Origin of the sequence: Janibacter limosus (assembly GCF_004295485.1) — a bacterium.
GTDB lineage: Bacteria > Actinomycetota > Actinomycetes > Actinomycetales > Dermatophilaceae > Janibacter > Janibacter limosus_A.
Genome location: NZ_CP036164.1, coordinates 70476 through 88714 on the forward strand (window position 1 = coordinate 70476; position 18239 = coordinate 88714).

Here is an 18239-nt window from a genome sequence, read left to right on the forward strand (position 1 = left end):
GGAGGGAGTCAATGCGTTTCCTGTCCTTGAACGGTTCGTCGGACGACGGTGACGGTGAGAACGAGGGCCAGGGCCGCAGTGACGCTGAGCATCCAGAGCCCGATGGCGTAGGAGTCGGTGCGGCCGTACACGTATCCCATGACGAGTGGCGGGACGAACCCTCCGAGGCCTCCAGCAGCACCGACCAGACCGGTCACGCCCCCGACCCGGGACGGCTCCGTGACCTTGGCGATGAGGGCGAAGGTGGCGCCGCTCCCGCTACCGAGCGCGGCGGCCATGGCCAGGAATGCGATGGTGCCGATCCCGTGGAGCGGTGGTGCTCCTGCCGAGATGCCGGCGCCCACGACCACGATGGCGAAGCCCGTCGCGAGCACCGGGATCGCGCCGAACTTGTCAGCGAGCCAGCCTCCGATGGGACGCATGAGGACAGCGATCAGCACGAAGCCAGCCATGCGGTTGGCCGCACTGGCCGGAGTGAGCTCATGAGCGGTCTTGAGATAGGCGGGCAGGTAGACAGAGAACGCGACGTACCCACCGAAGGCGACGGCATACAGCAGGCAGGCTTGCCAGGTGATGGCGAGCTTGGAGTTGGCCGAGATCCGCGACGCCAGCGAGGTGGTGGGCACGACCCGGCCGGGTGCGTCACGAAGAATCAGCCAGGACCCGACGGCATACACGGCCAGGACGGCAGCCGTGATGAGGAAGGGGGACTTGGCACCCAGTGCCTCGGTGAGCTTGACGGTGGTCAGGGCGCTGATCGCGGTACCACCCATGCCGGCGCCGAAGATGCCGATGGCCAGACCACGCTTCTCGGGTGGGAACCAGGCGTTGACGAAGGGCACGCCGACGGCGAAGGAGGTGCCGGCGATGCCGAGGACGAAACCGCCGACAAGGAGCAGCGCATAGGAATCGAGGGCGAAGAAGGCGATGAAGAGGACCGGGAGGATGGTCACGCCCGAGATGATCGGGAACATGATCCGGCCGCCGTAGCGGTCGGTCAGTCCGCCGACGATGATGCGTCCGAGGGATCCCACGACGACGGGAACCGCGACAAGGAGGGCAACGTCGGACTCGGTGAGGGTGCCGAGGGTCCCTGTCGTCCGGAAGAGGGGACCGAGCGGGCTGATGAGTGCCCACGCCCAGAAGGTCACCGCAAACCCGACGGTGGCCATGGCCAGCATCACCCACGGTGACCTGATCGCCGACGTGATCACGCTGTCGGAGGTACCGCCCTTCGTCACGATGGCGCCCCTTCGTTGGGTCTCTTTCGGCCCACCTTGGACCACCGAGCCGGGTTTGGCAATGGACGGTCTGATGTCACGCGGCATGTCGGGCAGGTGTGCTTTCACCCCCCAAGACCATCGCGAAGGGAGGAGATTCGTCAGGGCCAAAGGTCCCGTCCTTCTGCGACGGTCGGCCGGTCCTCGTGGCCGGCGCGCGGCATACGCTGGGCGTATGGCAGAGCAGCGCAGGCATGGCCAGGAGACGCAGGGCCCATCGGGTCCCGCTGCGGCCTCGCTCTGGCCCCTGTCCGCCCTCGAGCTGGATGACCTCCTCGAGGAGCTGCGGGCGCGGGCGGGTGTGGCCCGCGAGTCGCAGGTGCGCATGGCGTCCTTGCTCGACGCCGTCGTGGCCGTCAGCTCGAACCTCGACCTCGCCGATGTCCTTCACCGCATCGTCGTCTCTGCCTGTGAGCTGGTGGACGCGACCTACGGAGCGCTGGGGGTCCTAGGGCCCAGCGGTGAGGAGCTCGTCGAGTTCGTCACGCACGGTCTGACAGACGAGGGGCGCGCCGCCATCGGGCCACTGCCGCGTGGGCACGGACTCCTCGGCCTGATCATCTCGAGCCCCCAACCGCAGCGGGTGTCCGACATCGGAGAGCACCCCAAGTCCTACGGCTTCCCACCGAACCACCCGCCCATGACCAGCTTCCTCGGAGCGCCGGTCCGCATCCGCGACGACGTCTTCGGGAACCTCTACCTCACGGACAAGAAGCACGCCAAGAACTTCAGCCAGGATGACGAGGCGATCCTCGTGGCCCTGGCTGCAGCAGCGGGAGTCGCCATCGAGAACGCTCGACTCTACGACCGTGCCAGGGGCCAACAGCTCTGGGCCGAGGCGGCCGGTCGTGCCACTCAGGGCCTGCTGGCCGGCGAGGCCCAGGACGTGGTCCTGGCCGAGGTCGCACACCGGGTGGCCGACCTGACGCAGGCATCATCGTGTTTCGTCGCTCTCACCCGAGGCACCGATGTCGTGGTGGTCGCGTCGACAGGGACCGGTCCACCCGTGGGCACCTCCGTGGGGGATCTCGGTCTTCGCGCGGCAATGTTGGCCGACGGCGAGACGGTTCACCTGGACACGGTGGGCTCCACCGGCACGAGGTCCACCGTCCCCCTGGCAGTGGGTAACACCCCGATGGGTGTGATCGTCCTCGACTGGACGGTCGAAGAACGGGCCAGTCACCTGGCCGAGCTGAGCGGATTCGCCGAACAGCTGACCGTGTCCCTGGTGGCCGCGACCGCCCACACCGAGAGGGCTCGCGCGGAGCTCTTCGCGGACCGGGACCGGATCGCCCGCGACATGCACGACCACGTGATCCAGCGGCTCTTTGCCACCGGGATGTCGCTCCAGTCAGCCTCTCGGTTGAGCGATGACGCGGTGCGGCCCCGCCTCGAAAGAGCTGTCGACGACCTCGATGCCGCCATCAAGGACATTCGCCACACGATCTTCGCGCTGCATCGACCAGCTGTGGCCCGCGACCTTGCCAGCGAGATCACATCGGTCTGCCGGGACGCCTCGGTGACGCTCGGTTTCCCACCTGACCTTCGCCTGGTGGGGCGCACGGACGACCTGCCGGAACAGCTGGAGGCCGATGTGCTCGCCGTCCTTCGCGAGGCACTCAGCAATGTGGCCAGGCACGCGAGCGCCACCAGCGTCCAGGTGTCGGTGGAGGCCAGCGGCGGTGTGGTGGTCACCGTCGTGGACGACGGTCAGGGTCTCGACCCCGACCGGACTCGGTCCTCGGGCCTGGCCAACCTTGCGAGACGGGCAGACGAGCGCGGTGGTGAGCTCCGTGTCGAGCGCCACGAGCCCTCGGGGACGCGCCTCGTGTGGAGCGTTCCAGCCGGCGAGGACGACCTGGCGTGAGGGACCAAGGTCCCTGTGCAGCGCCCGGGTCCGCACGCAGTGTCGTGCCATGACCGGCATCCCCGACAGGCGAAGCGTCCTCACCCATCCGAAGACCGCCATCGGCGGTGGGACGGTGGTTGCCGGGTACGACGAGTCGCGCGAGGCCACCACTGCCCTGATGTGGGCGGCGCGCTACGCCGACGCGCGCGGACTCCCTCTCACCGTCGCGTATGCCGCGTGGCCGACCCAGCCGGGGACATCGGCTGGGGTGGGAGCTGTCGAGGCGAAGCACGTGGAGGATCGTGCTGCCCGTGTGGCACGGCGTGGCGCCGGGCGTGTCGCCGGGCTGTGTCCCGACCTCAAGGTGCGAGGGAAGGGCGCAGTCGGCAATCCGGCGGCCGAGCTGGTCATGGAGTCGTCGACCGCCTCGCTCCTCGTCGTCGGCAGGCGTGCCGCTATGCCCGCGGACAGCCTGGGTTCCGTGTCCTTCGCCCTGGGGGCTCATGCGCGGTGCCCGGTCGTCGTGGTTCCCGGAGACTCACCACACCTGGTTGGGCCCGACCATCCAGTCGTCGTGGGTGTCGACGGTTCGGCCTCATCGGATCAGGCCGTGACCTTCGCGGCTGACGCAGCGGCCTTCGCCGGGGCTGAACTCCTCATCCTGTCCGCCTGGACCCCTCGGGCTCCTGAGCCGTGGATGTCTGACTGCGCAGGGGGCCTTCCCGGCGCGCATGGCGGGGTGCCCGGGTCAGGGCACGGCGCGGCTGACGAGCACGTGCGATCGGCCGTTGCTCTGGTCCATGAGCTGCATCCCGAGGTAGTGACCTCCAAGGACGTCCGGCACGGGCCGACCGCCAGCGTCCTCCTCGAGGCATCGGCCTCAGCGGGCATGCTCGTGGTGGGCTCGCGAGGCGCCGGAGGGTTCGCCGGACTCATGCTGGGCTCGGTGTCACGGGCGGCCTTGCGGCAGAGCGAGGTGCCCCTTGCCGTGGTCAGGACCGGCGCCGTCTGATCGACTCGGCCCTAGTCTCTGTGTGAAGGAGTGTGATCAGCATGGTGCGCGTCTACCTGCTCGATGACCACGAAGTGGTGCGCCGCGGTCTCCGCGAGCTCCTCGAGGTCGAGAACGACATCGCCGTCGTCGGAGAGTCCGCGAGCGCGCTCGAAGCCACTCGTCGTATCCCCGCCATGCGACCCGACGTGATGGTCCTCGACGCGCGCCTCCCCGACGGCTCCGGGATCGACGTGTGCCGGGACGTCCGGTCCGTCGACCCGACGATCGTCGGCCTCATCCTCACCTCCTACGACGACGACGACGCACTCAGAGCGGCAGTGCTGGCCGGTGCTGCGGGGTACCTCCTCAAAGACGTCCGCGGGTCCGACCTGGTGAACTCCATCCGCCGCGTCGCCACCGGCGAGAACTTGCTCGATGACGGTGTCGTGGCTCGCCTGCGCACCGGCTGGGGCCGTGATGCGCAGGACCCGCGGTTGGCCCCGCTGTCGCCCCAGGAGCGCCGCATCCTCGAACACATCGCACAAGGTCTCACCAACCGCCAGATCGGTGTCTCGATGTCACTGGCAGAGAAGACGGTGAAGAACTACGTCACTTCGGTGCTCGCGAAGATGGGGATGGAGAGCAGGACCCAGGCGGCCGTCTACATCGCGAGTCACGGGGCCCAGGACGGTCGACCGACTCGCTGAGTCGATCACCCCCGTTCGTCGAGCTGTGCGCTTCGGACGCAGGTCAGGGTGGCGGCGTGCTGATGGCACTCACGACGTGATGCCGCTCCTGGCCCGGGGAGAGCCATGGAGCCGGTACGAGCAGCGACTGGTGGACGGGGGCAGGACTGCGCCCGTCACACGTCTTCCAGCACCAATCCGAAATCCGACATGTGAGCGTGTGCTCCGTCTCCGGGGGGTCACCGCCTCCCACACGTAGCGGGACCAATGGCCCTGTGCGAGCCCGGCGGGCGACTCGATGGTGAAGGTGTCAGATTCGCGAGCAGCGGGAGAAGACGATGAACAGCAACGGAACTGCACGACGCGTGGTTGTGGGATATGTCAGCAGCGGTGACGGCGACCCGGCGCTTGACTGGGCACAGGCGGAGGCCAAGCGGCGCGAGATCCCGCTCGTCATGCTCGTGGCCAGTGGGGTTGAGTATTTCACTGCTCCGGAGATGAGTGCAGTTCCGCCGTGGCGCGACGAGGTCACTGCCAAGCTCGTCCACGAGGCGAAGAGCTACGCGGCCAAGGCGACTGGGGTCGCCATCTCGGTCGAGTCCCGGCCGAGGTCGCCGGCTGCATCGCTCGTCGATGCATCAGCCAATGCTGAGCTCGTCGTCGTTGGCCGCCACGAGCAGAGCGCCATCGGGGAGGCCTTCTGGGGGTCGACCTCAGCACAGGTGGCCGCGCACGCGTCTTGTCCGGTCGTCGTCGTGGACCGTCCAGTGTGCGGGGATTCCACGGCGCCCATCGTCGTGGCCGTCGACGGATCGGATCAGGGTCGTGCGGCGCTCGAGTTCGCCTTCCAGTGGTCGTCGGATGTTGCCGCTCCACTGGTGGCCGTGCACGCGTGGTGGCTGGACATTCCCAACCATCTGTCGGATTCCTGGTTGCCTGACCCCATGGTCGAAGGGGTCGAGAACGGCGCTCAGACGGTGTTGGACGACTCCTTGGCCCCGTGGATCGAGAAGTTCCCGGACGTTGTGGTTCGCAAGATCCTCACGCGTCAGTACCCCGTCGAGGCGGTGTTGGACGCAGCTGGCAACGCGCAAGTCATCGTCGTGGGAAGTCGTGGCCGCGGAGGCTTCGTCGGTCTGCTTCTTGGGTCGGTGAGCCAAGGTTTGTTGCACGACACCGGCCGTGCGTGCCCGCTGGTCGTCGTCCACGCCGCTGACTGAGACCCAACACGCCTGGCCTCCTGAGCATGGTCAGGCCCGGGGCTCTCCGCCGTGGATCACAAACCGACGACCCGTGACCACGTCGGGCGTGATGCGCAGCAGGTGGGGCTTGGACCCGGGCGCCCATGGGGACAATGGCAGGTTCATGATCTCGATCGCTTCATCCATGGCGTACACCTCGGTCGCTCGACCGCGCAGGACGACGCTCCAGGCCTCGGCGGTGTCAAGGTCGTAGCCGTCCACCTCGAAGGCGACGATGCGGTTGCGGGCGGAGTCGTGCTTGGTCCCGGCGGCGGTGCGCAGCACGACGGTCCCGTGGTCGACGACGAAGCTCACCGGGAAGATGTCCGGTGCGTCGTCGTGGACGACGGCAAGCCGCCCCACCAGGCTGTCACGGACGAGTTGCCAACACTTGTCGCGCGGGAGCTCACGAATCTCAGATGGGATCTCCGGCTGCGCCGGCTGCCGCTGGTTGGTGTCCATGCCCTCAGCCTGACGTCGTCCGGAGGCAAGCCCCAGGGCCAAAGGTCCCACTGGTCCGTGGACGCCAAACCCCGTCGGGGCACGAGCGTGGCCCGGCATCCCCGTCGGGGAGCCGAGCCGCTCAAAGGGTGGATGGGGGTTACTTGAGCACGGGGTGTCGCTGCACGAAGGGAAGGCGCTCCCACCAGCCACCGAGGCCCAGGGTGCGTCCGGCGCCCAGACCCGCGAGCAGGACGAGCACGATGGCGTAGACGAGGTGGTCGTCCATGAAGGGATTGTTCTCCGGGGGGAGGGCAGCACTCCACATCATGACGAGCATGAGGACGCCGGACCCGGCCGCGATGCGCATCCCGACCCCGAGCACGAGCGCGACCCCGATGGCGGCGAGACCCACCATGAACACCCAGTCTGCCCAGGCTGCCCCGGCGAAGCTCTGGTAGAAGTCGGCGAGCGGACCCTTGGTGCCGAACGTGAGGAAGCCCAGGGTCGGGGAGCCTCCGTGAACCCAGGCCGCCGGGCCGAAGATGTCAACCACCCCGCTCTCGGCGTCCCGTCCTGTGGAGAAGCCGAGGGCGAGGAGCTTGTCGAGGAAGGCCCAGAGAAAGACCCATCCGAGAGCCAGCCGGGCGGCGGCTGCCGCCCAACGGGCCACCGGATGGGTGGAGGGGCCTGCCGAGCTGACGTTGCTGGACCCGACGTGGAGGTCGCCGGCATCGCTCCGGCTGCGAATTGAGGTGCTCATCGAATGTCTCCTAGGTGAAGCCAGCGAGTTGGGTGCTGGTGACTCCACCGTGACGTGGTCGCTACCGTCACGACAGGGACCAAGGACCCGTCTTCGGGACGCGCGGTCAGGTGCCGGGACCTTGGGCCCTGTCTCCGCTGGACCGGTCGTCGTGAGAGTGGCAGAACCACACACAGGCGACGGAGGGCGTGGTGATCTCGATGATGGATGGGGGATGTGCGGGGGCGGTCTCGCATCTGTCGGTCCGGGAGCTGATCGCGGAGCTGGCGCGGCTGGAGGACACCGTGCGGGCACTGCCGGCTCGTCCGCCTCGGCCGGACGGTGCGGTGCACCACTCGGCGGACCCACTCATCCGCCGCGAACGGCTCATCGTGAGCGAGCTCGAGGACCGCAGAGAGGCACGACGCGCAGCTGCCGCTCATCGCAACGCGCGGGAACAAACCCCCTTCGTCCATAGTTGAGCCAGATGAACTCAACTTTTGGGACTCGGATTTGCGCAATGTCAGACCCGCCTCCTAGGTTGAGTGCAAGCAACTCAACTCCGCCGGGGTGAACCGCCCCGACACCCGATCAAAGGAGCGCCCCATGGCCCGTGCCGTTGGCATCGACCTCGGAACCACCAACTCTGCCGTCGCCGTCCTCGAGGGTGGCGAGCCCACGATCATCGCGAACGCCGAGGGTGGTCGCACGACCCCCTCCGTCGTCGCCTTCACCAAGGGCGGCGAGGTCCTCGTCGGTGAGGTCGCCAAGCGTCAGGCCGTCACCAACGCCGACCGCACCCTCCGGTCCGTCAAGCGCCACATGGGCACCGACTGGACCACCGACGACATCGACGGCAAGAAGTACACCTCGCAGGAGATCAGCGCGCGCACGCTGCAGAAGCTCAAGCGCGACGCCGAGTCCTACCTCGGTGAGGACGTGACCGACGCGGTCATCACCGTCCCCGCCTACTTCGACGATGCCGAGCGCCAGGCCACCAAGGAGGCCGGTGAGATCGCGGGCCTCAACGTCCTGCGCATCGTCAACGAGCCCACCGCCGCCGCCCTGGCCTACGGCCTCGACAAGGGCAAGGAGGACGAGCTCATCCTCGTCTTCGACCTCGGTGGCGGTACCTTCGACGTCTCCCTGCTCGAGGTCGGCAAGGACCCCGAGGACGGCTTCTCCACCATCCAGGTGCGTGCCACCTCCGGTGACAACCAGCTCGGTGGTGACGACTGGGACGAGCGCGTCGTGGGGCACCTGCTGACCCAGGTCAAGAACAACACCGGCGTGGACCTGTCCAACGACAAGATCGCGATGCAGCGTCTGCGCGACGCCGCGGAGCAGGCCAAGAAGGAGCTCTCCTCCAGCTCCAACACCTCGATCAACCTGCAGTACCTGTCCATGGGCGAGAACGGCCCCATCCACCTCGACGAGTCGCTCTCCCGCGCCAACTTCGAGCAGATGACCAAGGACCTGCTGGACCGGACCAAGGCTCCCTTCGAGAACGTCATCAAGGACGCGGGCGTCCAGCTCTCCGACATCGACCACGTGGTCCTCGTCGGTGGCTCCACCCGCATGCCGGCCGTCAGCGAGCTCGTCACCAAGCTCACCGGTGGCAAGGCCCCCAACAAGGGCGTCAACCCGGACGAGGTCGTCGCGCTCGGCGCGGCACTGCAGGCCGGTGTCCTCAAGGGCGAGCGCAAGGACGTCCTGCTCATCGACGTCACGCCGCTGTCCCTCGGCATCGAGACCAAGGGTGGGCTCTTCACCAAGCTCATCGAGCGCAACACCGCCATCCCGACCAAGCGCTCCGAGGTCTTCTCCACCGCCGAGGACAACCAGCCGTCCGTGCTGATCCAGGTCTTCCAGGGTGAGCGCGAGATCGCCCAGCAGAACAAGAACCTCGGCACCTTCGAGCTGTCCGGCATCGCGCCGGCGCCGCGTGGCGTGCCGCAGGTCGAGGTCACCTTCGACATCGACGCCAACGGCATCGTCCACGTCACCGCCAAGGACCGCGGCACCGGCGTCGAGCAGAAGATCACCATCTCGGGCGGCTCCGCGCTGTCCAAGGAGGAGATCGAGCGCATGGTCAAGGAGGCCGAGGCGCACGCCGACGAGGACAAGGCCCGCCGCGAGGAGACCGAGGCCCGCAACAACGGCGAGAACCTCGTCTACTCCACCGAGAAGTTCCTCGGCGAGTCCGGCGACAAGCTGACCGACGAGCAGCGCAAGCCCGTCGACGACGCCCTGACCGACCTCAAGGAGGCCCTCAAGCCGGAGTCCGGCGCGAGCGTCGAGGACATCACCAAGAAGGTCGACACCCTCAACGAGGAGTCGCAGAAGATGGGCGCTGCCCTCTACGCGGCCACCGCGGAGCAGGGCGAGGGTGGCGCTCCCGGTGCAGACGGCGCCGAGCAGCCCGCCCCCGAGGGTGACGACGACATCGTCGACGCCGAGGTCGTCGACGACGCCGACGACGAGGAGAAGAAGTGACCGACCCCAACCAGCCGATCGACCCCGAGGTGAGCGCGGACGCCGCGCAGCCCGAGGGCGAGGAGCAGGTCGTCGACGCCGAGGTGGTCTCGGGCGAGCAGCCCGAGGCCACCCCGGCCGGGGGCGAAGGGAGCGATGCTCCCGTCGCCGAGGAGGTCACCGCAGAGGCGGAGGCCCACCCCGACACGGCCCGCGCCGACCAGCTCCAGGACGACTACCTGCGCCTGCAGGCCGAGTACGTCAACTACAAGCGCCGCGTCGACCGGGACCTCCCGGTGCACAAGACGCGGGCCGCCCACGACGTGCTCGAGGCGCTCCTGCCGGTGCTCGACGAGATCCACCTCGCCGAGCAGCACGGGGACCTGCCTGAGGGCAGCCCCTTCCGCGCGATCGCCGACAAGCTCGAGCTGACCCTGGGCAAGCACGGTCTGGAGCGCGTCGGCGTCAAGGGCGAGGTCTTCGACCCCAACGTCCACGAGGCGCTCATGCACATCGAGTGGGACGCCTCCGACGCCGAGCTCCCGAGCGACGCGACGGCCACCACGGTCGTCACGGTGCTCCAGCCCGGCTACCGGGCCGGCGAGCGCGTCCTGCGGGCCGCCCGCGTGGCCGTCGCCGACCCGCAGTAACGCAGCAGATCCGAGAGGAGGAGAGACATGGCCAGTCAGGACTGGTTGGACAAGGACTTCTACGCCGTGCTCGGCGTCAGCAAGGACGCCGACGAGGGCGAGATCAAGAAGGCCTACCGCAAGCTCGCCAAGCAGTACCACCCCGACCGCAACGAAGGGGACGCCGCGGCCGAGCGGAAGTTCAAGGACGTCGGTGAGGCGCAGGCCGTGCTCTCCGACCCGGAGCAGCGTCGTGAGTACGACGCGATCCGCTCGATGGCCGGCGGCGGTGCCCGATTCACCGCCGGCGGCCAGGGCGGGGGCGCGGGCTTCGAGGACATCTTCTCCGCCTTCGGCGGGGGAGGGGGCGGCTCCCGGGTGCGCTACGGCGCCGGTGGCGGTTCCCCCTTCGCTGGGGGTGGGGGCGGTGAGCCCGACCTCGAGGACATCCTGTCGATGTTTGGTGGGGGTGGCGGCGCTGCCGGCTTCGGCGGGCAGGGCGCCGGCTTCCGCGCGCCGCGCGGCCCGGTCAAGGGCCAGGACCTCACGGCGAAGACCGAGCTGTCCTTCCGCGACGCGGTCGAGGGACGCACCATCTCGCTGAGCGTCAACGGCGAGAAGGTCAACGCCAAGGTCCCCGCCGGCGTCAAGGACGGGCAGAAGATCCGCCTGCGCGGCAAGGGCGCCCACGGTGACAACGGTGCTGATCGCGGCGACCTGATCCTCACCGTGTCCGTCGGCAAGCACTCGGTCTACGGGCGGGACGGGGTCAACCTGACGATCGACCTGCCGGTGACCTTCGCCGAGGCCGCTTTGGGTGCCACCGTGGCCGTGCCGACCCTCGACGGGTCGCAGGTCAAGGTGCGCATCGCGCCGGGCACCCCGAGTGGTCGCGTCCTGCGGCTCAAGGGGCGCGGCATCGCGACCAAGAGCGCCACGGGCGACCTGCTCGCCAAGGTGCAGATCGTCGTGCCGACCGAGCTCAGCGACGCCGAGCGCGAGGCCGTCGAGGTGCTGCGTGACGCGCGCACCGACGACCCGCGGGCGACGTTGACCTCCGACGCGACCGCCTGACCCGCGGCAGACTCGACGACACCGATGACGAAGGAAGGTGGGCACGATGGCACGGATCTCCGGACTGAGCGGTGACGACCACACGCCCGTCTTCGTCATCTCCGTCGCCGCCGACCTCGCGGGGATGCACGCGCAGACCCTGCGTCAGTACGACCGCATCGGTCTCGTGACGCCCTCGCGCACCCGGGGCGGAGGCCGGCGCTACAGCGCCGCTGACGTCACCCGGCTGCGCGAGGTGCAGCGGCTCTCCCAGGAGGAGGGCGTCTCGCTCGGGGCGATCTCGCGGATCTTCGCGCTCGAGACGCAGGTCGAGGCGCTGCGCGCCCGCGTGGCCGAGCTGGACGACGAGCTCGACACCGCGCGCGAGGCCCTCGGGCAGGGGCGGCGGTTCTTCGCCGTCGGGTCGCAGGGCGACATCGTCGCGCTGCGCCACGGCCAGCGACCGCGCCCTCGCACCGGCGGGCAGGCGCTCGTCGTGTGGGAGCCACGCAGCCGGGGCTGACCCCTTCGCACCGTCAAGCGTGCTTTACTCATCCTTGTAAAGCAGACTTGACCACAGGGGGGCTCATGACCACGACAACTCGACCCACGGCACCGTCGGCGGCGTACGCCAAGGCAGGGCTGGCCGCGCTCTCTGTCTCTCTCGCGGCCGGGGCTGTGGCCGGCTGGGTGCGCAGCGACGAGTTCTGGCTCGTGGCAGTCGTCTTCGCCGTCTGCACGCTGGGCCCGGCCGTTGCCCTGGGGTGGCTGGTCTTCGTCGCGGGGCACACCGTGCAGCCGGACCCGCACGTGGAGGACAGCGTCGAGGCCCGTTGGGTGGAGCGGGCCTGCGCGGGAGCCTTCGTCGACCTCGTCATCGCCGCCGGGGTGGCGCTGACGCTGACCTCCGTCCTGGACCTCGACGTGCCGGGTGGGCTGGTCCTGCTGGCGGTCGTCGCCGGCGCGGGCCTCGACTCGGTACTGCGCTACGCCGTCATCTCCCGCCGCGAGTCCTGATGGACAACGACCTCGCGGACCGCCGCGCGCAGCTCGGGTGGTCGCAGGCGCGACTGGCCGAGGCGCTGGGCGTCTCGCGGCAGACGGTGATCTCCATCGAGCGCGGCCGCTTCGACCCGAGCCTGCCGCTCGCCTTCCGTATCGCGACGACCTTCGGCTGCACGATCGAGGAGATCTTCCGGCCGGATCTCGCCGACTGAGGCCGGACGAGAGATCAGGTGCTGCTCCGACGCCTCCGGCCGTGACTCATGTGGTGAATCGACACCTCGTGGCGAGAGACCCGGTCCCCGCGGTGATTCACCGTGCGAGTCACGGCCGGAGCGCCGGCCGAGGGCACTGTGCCGCCCGGGCAGGCGGGACTCACAGCCGCTCGAGCACCTCGCCCCACTCGCGTAGGCGCCGCTCGATCGCAGCCTGCTCGGCCGCCAGGCGCTTCATGCCGTCGGCCGGGTGGATCGGCTCGGGCCACTTGGGTCGCGTGGTGTCACCCTCGTAGGCGCCGCGCAGCCGCCTGCGCACCAGCGGGATCACCTCGTCGCGGACGAACTCCGCCTCGCCCCGCATCGCGTGCCGCCATCCGAGCCGGTCGGGGGGCACGAGGTCGCTCAGCTTGAGGGTGTGCGGCACCCCGAGCGTCTGGGCCACCTGGGCAGCCATCCGCTTGTGGCCGGGTCGGGACAGGTGGATCCGGTCGAGTGCCCACAGGCCCCTGTCGTCGAACTCGCGCATCGCGTCGTGGTCGACGAGGGTCACGTCGTGCGTCGCGGCGAGATCGCGGATGGCTGCGTTGAAGGCGTCGACCCGGCGGACCAGCGGCTTGAGCAGCCCGCTCGCCCGCGGCACGAAGGTCGTGAAGGCGATGACCTCGGCGCCGGACCCGACGAGCCGCAGCAGAGCCTGCTCGTAGCGGTCGGCGATGCCGTCGACATCGGCGCGCAGGGCGAGCAGGTCGTTGCCACCGGCGCAGAAGGAGATGTGCGTCGGGTCCAGCGCGAGGGCAGGCTCCAGCTGGTCGGCGACGACCTGGTCGAGGAACTTGCTGCGGATGGCGAGGTTGGCATAGCGCCACGTCGGGTCCGCGCGTCCGAGCTGCCGGGCCAGCCGGTCGGCCCACCCGCGGACCTGGTTGGGGTAGTGGAGGTGTGGGTCGCCCACACCCTCGGTGAAGGAGTCGCCGACCGCGACGAAGAGCCTGCTCATGTCGTCGTCATGCTCGCCCGGTGCCGGGGGCGGATCAAGGGGCGCGGCGCTCCCTTCGCCATCTCGCCGTCGAGTGTTCACCCGCCGGACGAAGGGAGGAGCCCGTGGCGGTTGTCGGACGGCGCTGGCAGGCTGTGGCCATGCCCCTCCCTCGTGATGCCGCGTCCGTCTTCGACCGCAAGAACACCCCGCTCATGCGTCTGATCGACGTGACCGACCCTCGCTCGCTCGAGGGCTCCAGCCCGTGCGAGGGCTGGTCGGGCCTCGACGTCGTCCAGCACCTCATCGACACCCAGCGCGACTTCCTGCTCAAGGCCGGCGCCGACCTGCCCGATCCGGCGCCGACCGTCGCGGCCCTCGGCCCGGCCACCGCGTGGCGGACCCACGCCGAGGCGGTCGCCCGGCAGCTCGCCGACGACACCCTGGCGGAGCGCGCCTACGGGACGCCCTTCGGGACGTCGACGGTGGGGGCGGCCTTCGACCAGTTCTTCGGCTTCGACCTGATCGTGCACCGGTGGGACATCGGCCAGGCCGCGGGCGTCCCGGTGGACTTCTCCGAGCGCGAGCTCGAGCAGGTCGAGACGGCGATCGCCGGCTTCGGCGAGCACATCCGTGGGGAGGGAGTGTGCGGGCCGGCCGTCGAGGTGGGCACCGACGCCTCCCGCCAGGACCAGGCGCTCGCGCTCACCGGCCGCGACCCCCGCTGATCCCTGAGGAGGCCGCTCGGGTCGTCCTGATCCCTGAGGAGGCCGTTCGCGGCCGTCTCGAGGGGTCAGCGCCCCGACCGGCGTGCGGCAATATGCGCATCTCCTTAAGGTCGTGCGGCAAGGACGCGCATCTCCTTAAGGTCGTGCGGTCAGGTCAGCGCCCCAGGAAGTCCGTGAGCCCCCCGAGCAACCGGTCCACGTCGCTGTCGTCGGTGTAGGGCGCGGCGCCGACCCGCATCCCGAGGTCGACGCCGGGCGCGAGCGCGCGGAAGGTCTCGTGCGCGTAGAAGGTCCCGGCCGGCGCGAGCACGTCGCGCTCGGCGAGGAAGGCCGCGGCCTCGCGAGCATCCCGATCGGCGAAGGTGAAGAAGAGCGTGGGCGTGCGCTGCTGCGCGCGTGAGTGCACGGTGACCTGGTCGCCGAGCTCGGCCAGGCCGGCTTCGATCCGCTGACGCAGGGCGTGCTCGTGCTCGTGGACGAGCGCGTGCGCCACGGCCAGCCGCTCACGGCGCGTGCCGTCGCCCGGGGCCAGCGACGCGATGACGTCGACCGCCGCAGTCGCGCCGGCCATGATCTCGTAGGGCAGCGTCCCGAGCTCGAAGCGCTCCGGGACCACATCGGTCGAGGGCAGGAGCTTGTCCGGGCGCAGGGTCTCCAGCAGGGCGGGGTCGGCGGCCAGGGCAGCGCAGTGCGGGCCGAAGAACTTGTAGGGCGAGCACACGAAGAGGTCGGCGCCCATCGCGGTCACGTCGATGTGCGAGTGCGCGGTGAGGTGGACCCCGTCGACGTGGACCAGCGCGCCGACGGCGTGCGCCCGCGCGGCGATCCGGGCGACGGGTGGCATCGTCCCGAGCAGGTTGGACGCTCCGGTCACCGCGACCAGGCGGGTGCGCTCGCCCACGACGTCGTCGAGGTCGCGCAGGTCCAGCTCGGCGGTGGTCGGGTCGAGGCGCAACCACCGCACGGTGGCGCCGACGGACTCCGCCGCCTGCACCCAGGGCCGGACGTTGCAGTCGTGGTCGAGCTCGGTGACGACGACCTCGTCACCGGGTCCCCACCCCTTCGCCAAGGCTCGGGAGATGTCGTACGTGAGCTGGGTGGCGCTGCGGCCGTAGACGATCCCGCCCGGATGGGCGCCGAGCAGGTCGGCGATCGCCGAGCGAAAGCTGGCCACCGTGCTCTCGGCGTTGCGGTCGCTGGCCACGGACGTGCCGCGGTTGGACAGCGGCCCGGTGAGGGTGGCCGCGATCGCCGACCCGACCTCGGTCGGGGTCTGGGTGCCGCCCGGCCCGTCGAAGTGGGCGATGCCGGAGGTCAACGAGGGGAAGCGGGCGCGGAGCGCGGCGACGTCGAGGGACATGGGTCGATCATGCCGGTCGCCACCACCGCGCGGGAGGCGGCGCTCCGCGTCAGCCGCTCACGGCGGCCGCGAGCCGACCGAGGGTGTCCTCGAGCTGGTCCTGCGTGACGAGGGGGAAGCCGACCTTGTCGAGCAGGGCCTGGTCGGTGACACCGCTCCAGTCGTAGGTGTGGGTGACGAGGGTGCTGTCGGGTCCCTGTGGCTCCAGCTCCCACAGCCACTCCCACCCGGGCGGCTCCGTGCCGGCAGGCGCGGTCTTCCACCCGACCATCTTGTTGGGGTCGAAGGCCGTGACGTGGTTGTCCGTCTGGTACTCGCCACCCATGTGCTCTCCGGTCATGTTCATCATGAAGACGTCGCCGACCGCCTGGATGCGGTCGCTCTTCTCGTCCGACCGGACGAAGCCGGACCCGTCGAGCTCTGCGTGCCGCTCGGGGTTGGTGAGCATCTCGAAGACGTCCTTGGCGGGCGCGTCGATGGTGCGCTGGACAGTGATCTTTCGTTCCTGTGCCATGTCTTCGACGACACCACGCCGCACGACCGGCGTCAACCCGGGCGTCGTGGCAGGCTGGTGACATGACCGAGCACCTGATGGTCTTCCCCGACCATGACGATGCCGACCGCATCGCCGACGACCTGCGCGACGAGGGCTTCACCGAGGTGAGGGTCGTGCGCGAGGCACTGGCGGGCGAGGACGACGGCGAGGACCACGAGTGGGCCGTCCACGTGCGCGAGGACATGGTCGCCGACGAGTCGGGAGCCGTCGAGTCAGGCCTGCGCGAGCGCTTCCAGGCCCTCGCCGAGGAGCACGACGGCTGGTACGACCCGGACCCGACTGCCCGCGGCTGAGCAGTCCGAGGCGACGCTGCCTCCCTTCGGCAGTTTGCAGTCAGGGGTCTCTTTTGTGTCACGATGTCGTGAACACCACCCACGGATGTCTGCGTCGTGTCCACGGGTACCCGATATCGGAGGTTGGCACCCGTGGCCCAGAGCGAGACCCCCGAGAGTCCCCGTGGCCTCGGTGAGCGAGGAATCCTCGCCCGGCGCAAGTCGCGCCAGGCCAGACGCTTCTACTCCCTGACGGCCGCCAGCACGATCCTGCCGGGTCTGGGTCTCATCCCGAGCCGTCGCCGGACCGGCGTGGCGATCCTCTCCGGCTTCGCCCTCACGGTCCTCGTGGTGCTGGGTTACGCCCTGGCGAAGGGGGTGACCTCCTCGGTCATCAGCGTCGGTGTGAGCCGGCGAGCGCTGATGATCCTCATCCCCGTCGTGATCATCGGGGCGATCATCTGGATCTGGGGCATCATCGCGACTGCGCGGGACAACCTGCCCGAGTCGGCGGTCGGACGCCCCAAGGTCGCGATGGTCGTCTTCGCCGCCTTGGCCGCGTTGCTGATCTTCGCGCCGGCAGCCCAGTCGGTCCGGTACGCCGTCATCCAACGCTCGCTGATCGGCAGCGTCTTCGACCAGCTCCGCCCCGACGGGGCCACCGGCCCGGGTGAGGGCAACGACCCATGGGCCGGCACCGACCGGGTCAACATCATGCTCGTCGGCTCCGACGCCGGCGCGGACCGCGTGGGCATCCGACCGGACTCCCTCATGGTCGCCAGCATCAACACCCAGACCGGCGAGACGGTCCTCTTCGGGATCCCGCGCAACCTGCAGAACATCCCCTTCTCCAAGGACAACCCGCTGTCGCAGAAGTACCCCGACGGGTACAACTGCGGGGACCAGTGCCTCATGGAGTACGTCTGGACCCTGGGCCAGGACAACGCCGACCTCTTCCCGTCCGACGTCAACCCGGGGCTCGCCGCCACCAAGGACGCGGCCTCGCAGATCCTCGGCCTGCCCATCGACTACACGACCGTCATCAACCTCGAGGGCTTCACCCAGCTCGTCGACGCGATGGGCGGGGTCACCGTCGACGTCAAGGAGCGGGTCTGCATCGGCTGCAAGATCGAGGGCGGGGTCGTCGTCGGCACCACCGGTTACATCGAGCCCGGTGTCCAGGAGCTCGACGGGTACCACGCCCTCTGGTACTCCCGCTCCCGCGCCGACTCCAGGGACGGTGACTTCTCCCGGATGCGTCGTCAGCGCTGCATGGTCGGGGCGCTGCTCAACCAGGTCAACCCGACCTCGATGCTCGTGCGCTACCCGGCGCTGGCCCGGACCCTCCAGGACAATGTCACCGTCGACATCCCGCAGCAGGACCTCAAGGCCTGGGCGGAGCTGGTCCAGCGGATCCAGAAGGGCGGCAGCATCAAGTCGCTGCCGCTGACCAACAAGAACATCAACGTCAACCGGCCGGACTACGCCAAGATCCACGCCATGGTCTTCGACGCGATCAACCCGCCCGAGCCGAAGCCGAGCAAGAGCTCGCCGACGTCGAAGAAGAGCACCTCCAGCACGACGACACCGCCCTCGACCTCGACCACGACGAAGGGCGACGAGCTGAGCGACATCACCTCCAGCTGCTGACGCGGGCAGCGGGCACCACGACGACCAGAGTTGAGCGGAATAGACTCAACTCTGGCGAGGTTGATCCAGACAGCGATCACCCGCCAG

Annotated in this window: 19 protein-coding genes; 13 read left to right on the forward strand and 6 right to left on the reverse strand. The window is 69.4% G+C overall.

The window, feature by feature from the left end:
• Nucleotides 1-8 precede the first annotated feature (8 nt).
• Entirely contained in the window at nt 9-1241 is a 1233-nt protein-coding gene (locus EXU32_RS00330) for an MFS transporter (RefSeq protein WP_242612840.1), read from the reverse strand.
• Nucleotides 1242-1455: 214 nt separating this feature from the next.
• Here EXU32_RS00330 and EXU32_RS00335 point away from each other — a divergent pair, with 214 nt between their 5' ends.
• The 4 genes from EXU32_RS00335 to EXU32_RS00350 all read left to right on the forward strand — a co-directional run bounded on the left by EXU32_RS00335 (nt 1456) and on the right by EXU32_RS00350 (nt 6029).
• Nucleotides 1456-3147 (forward strand): sensor histidine kinase, encoded by a 1692-nt coding sequence (locus EXU32_RS00335; protein ID WP_130628108.1) that lies wholly within the window; start codon nt 1456-1458, stop codon nt 3145-3147.
• A gap of 49 nt (nt 3148-3196) precedes the next feature.
• Nucleotides 3197-4141 (forward strand): universal stress protein, encoded by a 945-nt coding sequence (locus tag EXU32_RS00340; protein ID WP_130628109.1) that lies wholly within the window; start codon nt 3197-3199, stop codon nt 4139-4141.
• A gap of 41 nt (nt 4142-4182) precedes the next feature.
• The gene (locus tag EXU32_RS00345) at nt 4183-4830 is read left to right on the forward strand and encodes a response regulator (RefSeq protein WP_130628110.1); all 648 of its coding nucleotides are present in this window, start codon (nt 4183-4185) and stop codon (nt 4828-4830) included.
• A gap of 317 nt (nt 4831-5147) precedes the next feature.
• On the forward strand, nt 5148-6029 hold the full coding sequence (locus tag EXU32_RS00350; protein WP_130628111.1) for a universal stress protein: 882 nt from the start codon (nt 5148-5150) through the stop codon (nt 6027-6029).
• A gap of 30 nt (nt 6030-6059) precedes the next feature.
• On the opposite strand, the gene EXU32_RS00355 is transcribed toward EXU32_RS00350, so the two are convergent.
• Both EXU32_RS00355 and EXU32_RS00360 read right to left on the reverse strand, forming a co-directional pair.
• Entirely contained in the window at nt 6060-6512 is a 453-nt protein-coding gene (locus EXU32_RS00355) for a pyridoxamine 5'-phosphate oxidase family protein (RefSeq protein WP_130628112.1), read from the reverse strand.
• A gap of 139 nt (nt 6513-6651) precedes the next feature.
• On the reverse strand, nt 6652-7254 hold the full coding sequence (locus EXU32_RS00360; protein ID WP_130628113.1) for a DoxX family protein: 603 nt from the start codon (nt 7252-7254) through the stop codon (nt 6652-6654).
• A gap of 585 nt (nt 7255-7839) precedes the next feature.
• Here EXU32_RS00360 and dnaK point away from each other — a divergent pair.
• The 6 genes from dnaK (at nt 7840) to EXU32_RS00390 (ending at nt 12607) form a co-directional block, all read left to right on the forward strand.
• Nucleotides 7840-9729, forward strand: a complete 1890-nt coding sequence (gene dnaK / locus EXU32_RS00365) for a molecular chaperone DnaK (protein ID WP_130628114.1) — start codon at nt 7840-7842, stop codon at nt 9727-9729.
• Entirely contained in the window at nt 9726-10358 is a 633-nt protein-coding gene (locus EXU32_RS00370) for a nucleotide exchange factor GrpE (protein ID WP_130628115.1), read from the forward strand. Before dnaK ends, EXU32_RS00370 begins: the two co-directional genes overlap by 4 nt.
• 27 nt (nt 10359-10385) lie before the next feature.
• Complete coding sequence (locus EXU32_RS00375) at nt 10386-11411, forward strand: DnaJ C-terminal domain-containing protein (RefSeq protein ID WP_130628116.1); 1026 nt, start codon at nt 10386-10388, stop codon at nt 11409-11411.
• 46 nt (nt 11412-11457) lie between these two features.
• On the forward strand, nt 11458-11913 hold the full coding sequence (locus EXU32_RS00380) for a heat shock protein transcriptional repressor HspR (protein ID WP_130628117.1): 456 nt from the start codon (nt 11458-11460) through the stop codon (nt 11911-11913).
• Nucleotides 11914-11978: 65 nt separating this feature from the next.
• Nucleotides 11979-12407, forward strand: a complete 429-nt coding sequence (locus EXU32_RS00385; RefSeq protein ID WP_130628118.1) for a hypothetical protein — start codon at nt 11979-11981, stop codon at nt 12405-12407.
• Entirely contained in the window at nt 12407-12607 is a 201-nt protein-coding gene (locus EXU32_RS00390; protein ID WP_130628119.1) for a helix-turn-helix transcriptional regulator, read from the forward strand. The genes EXU32_RS00385 and EXU32_RS00390 overlap by 1 nt, the downstream gene beginning before the upstream one ends.
• A gap of 160 nt (nt 12608-12767) precedes the next feature.
• Here the strand turns inward: EXU32_RS00390 and EXU32_RS00395 are convergent, their stop codons facing one another.
• The gene (locus tag EXU32_RS00395; protein WP_130628120.1) at nt 12768-13607 is read right to left on the reverse strand and encodes an SGNH/GDSL hydrolase family protein; all 840 of its coding nucleotides are present in this window, start codon (nt 13605-13607) and stop codon (nt 12768-12770) included.
• Between the two features lie 140 nt (nt 13608-13747).
• Between EXU32_RS00395 and EXU32_RS00400 the strand changes: the two genes are divergently transcribed.
• Nucleotides 13748-14314, forward strand: a complete 567-nt coding sequence (locus EXU32_RS00400) for a maleylpyruvate isomerase family mycothiol-dependent enzyme (RefSeq protein WP_130628121.1) — start codon at nt 13748-13750, stop codon at nt 14312-14314.
• A gap of 154 nt (nt 14315-14468) precedes the next feature.
• Here the strand turns inward: EXU32_RS00400 and EXU32_RS00405 are convergent, their stop codons facing one another.
• Nucleotides 14469-15674: a cysteine desulfurase-like protein gene (locus tag EXU32_RS00405; protein ID WP_130628122.1), complete on the reverse strand. Its 1206-nt coding sequence runs from the start codon at nt 15672-15674 to the stop codon at nt 14469-14471.
• 49 nt (nt 15675-15723) lie between these two features.
• Nucleotides 15724-16188, reverse strand: coding sequence for an SRPBCC family protein (locus tag EXU32_RS00410; protein ID WP_130628123.1), 465 nt, complete (start codon nt 16186-16188; stop codon nt 15724-15726).
• 62 nt (nt 16189-16250) lie between these two features.
• On the opposite strand from EXU32_RS00410, the gene EXU32_RS00415 reads away from it, so the two are divergent.
• Complete coding sequence (locus tag EXU32_RS00415) at nt 16251-16523, forward strand: ribonuclease E inhibitor RraB (protein WP_130628124.1); 273 nt, start codon at nt 16251-16253, stop codon at nt 16521-16523.
• Between the two features lie 132 nt (nt 16524-16655).
• Nucleotides 16656-18152 carry an LCP family protein gene (locus EXU32_RS00420; RefSeq protein ID WP_130628125.1) on the forward strand — a complete coding sequence of 499 codons (1497 nt, stop codon included), beginning with the start codon at nt 16656-16658 and terminating at the stop codon, nt 18150-18152.
• The last annotated feature ends 87 nt before the right edge of the window (nt 18153-18239 follow it).

What these genes read in the sequence shown, in the direction of transcription:
- EXU32_RS00375 (WP_130628116.1), top strand. Translation starts at nt 10,386, where the DNA reads ATGGCCAGTCAGGACTGGTTGGACAAGGACTTCTACGCCGTGCTCGGC.
- EXU32_RS00395 (WP_130628120.1), bottom strand. Translation starts at nt 13,607, where the DNA reads ATGAGCAGGCTCTTCGTCGCGGTCGGCGACTCCTTCACCGAGGGTGTG.
- EXU32_RS00410 (WP_130628123.1), bottom strand. Translation starts at nt 16,188, where the DNA reads ATGGCACAGGAACGAAAGATCACTGTCCAGCGCACCATCGACGCGCCC.
- EXU32_RS00355 (WP_130628112.1), bottom strand. Translation starts at nt 6,512, where the DNA reads ATGGACACCAACCAGCGGCAGCCGGCGCAGCCGGAGATCCCATCTGAG.
- EXU32_RS00415 (WP_130628124.1), top strand. Translation starts at nt 16,251, where the DNA reads ATGACCGAGCACCTGATGGTCTTCCCCGACCATGACGATGCCGACCGC.
- EXU32_RS00360 (WP_130628113.1), bottom strand. Translation starts at nt 7,254, where the DNA reads ATGAGCACCTCAATTCGCAGCCGGAGCGATGCCGGCGACCTCCACGTC.
- EXU32_RS00350 (WP_130628111.1), top strand. Translation starts at nt 5,148, where the DNA reads ATGAACAGCAACGGAACTGCACGACGCGTGGTTGTGGGATATGTCAGC.
- EXU32_RS00380 (WP_130628117.1), top strand. Translation starts at nt 11,458, where the DNA reads ATGGCACGGATCTCCGGACTGAGCGGTGACGACCACACGCCCGTCTTC.
- EXU32_RS00405 (WP_130628122.1), bottom strand. Translation starts at nt 15,674, where the DNA reads ATGTCCCTCGACGTCGCCGCGCTCCGCGCCCGCTTCCCCTCGTTGACC.
- EXU32_RS00340 (WP_130628109.1), top strand. Translation starts at nt 3,197, where the DNA reads ATGACCGGCATCCCCGACAGGCGAAGCGTCCTCACCCATCCGAAGACC.
- EXU32_RS00400 (WP_130628121.1), top strand. Translation starts at nt 13,748, where the DNA reads ATGCCCCTCCCTCGTGATGCCGCGTCCGTCTTCGACCGCAAGAACACC.
- EXU32_RS00390 (WP_130628119.1), top strand. Translation starts at nt 12,407, where the DNA reads ATGGACAACGACCTCGCGGACCGCCGCGCGCAGCTCGGGTGGTCGCAG.
- EXU32_RS00345 (WP_130628110.1), top strand. Translation starts at nt 4,183, where the DNA reads ATGGTGCGCGTCTACCTGCTCGATGACCACGAAGTGGTGCGCCGCGGT.
- EXU32_RS00385 (WP_130628118.1), top strand. Translation starts at nt 11,979, where the DNA reads ATGACCACGACAACTCGACCCACGGCACCGTCGGCGGCGTACGCCAAG.
- EXU32_RS00335 (WP_130628108.1), top strand. Translation starts at nt 1,456, where the DNA reads ATGGCAGAGCAGCGCAGGCATGGCCAGGAGACGCAGGGCCCATCGGGT.
- dnaK (WP_130628114.1), top strand. Translation starts at nt 7,840, where the DNA reads ATGGCCCGTGCCGTTGGCATCGACCTCGGAACCACCAACTCTGCCGTC.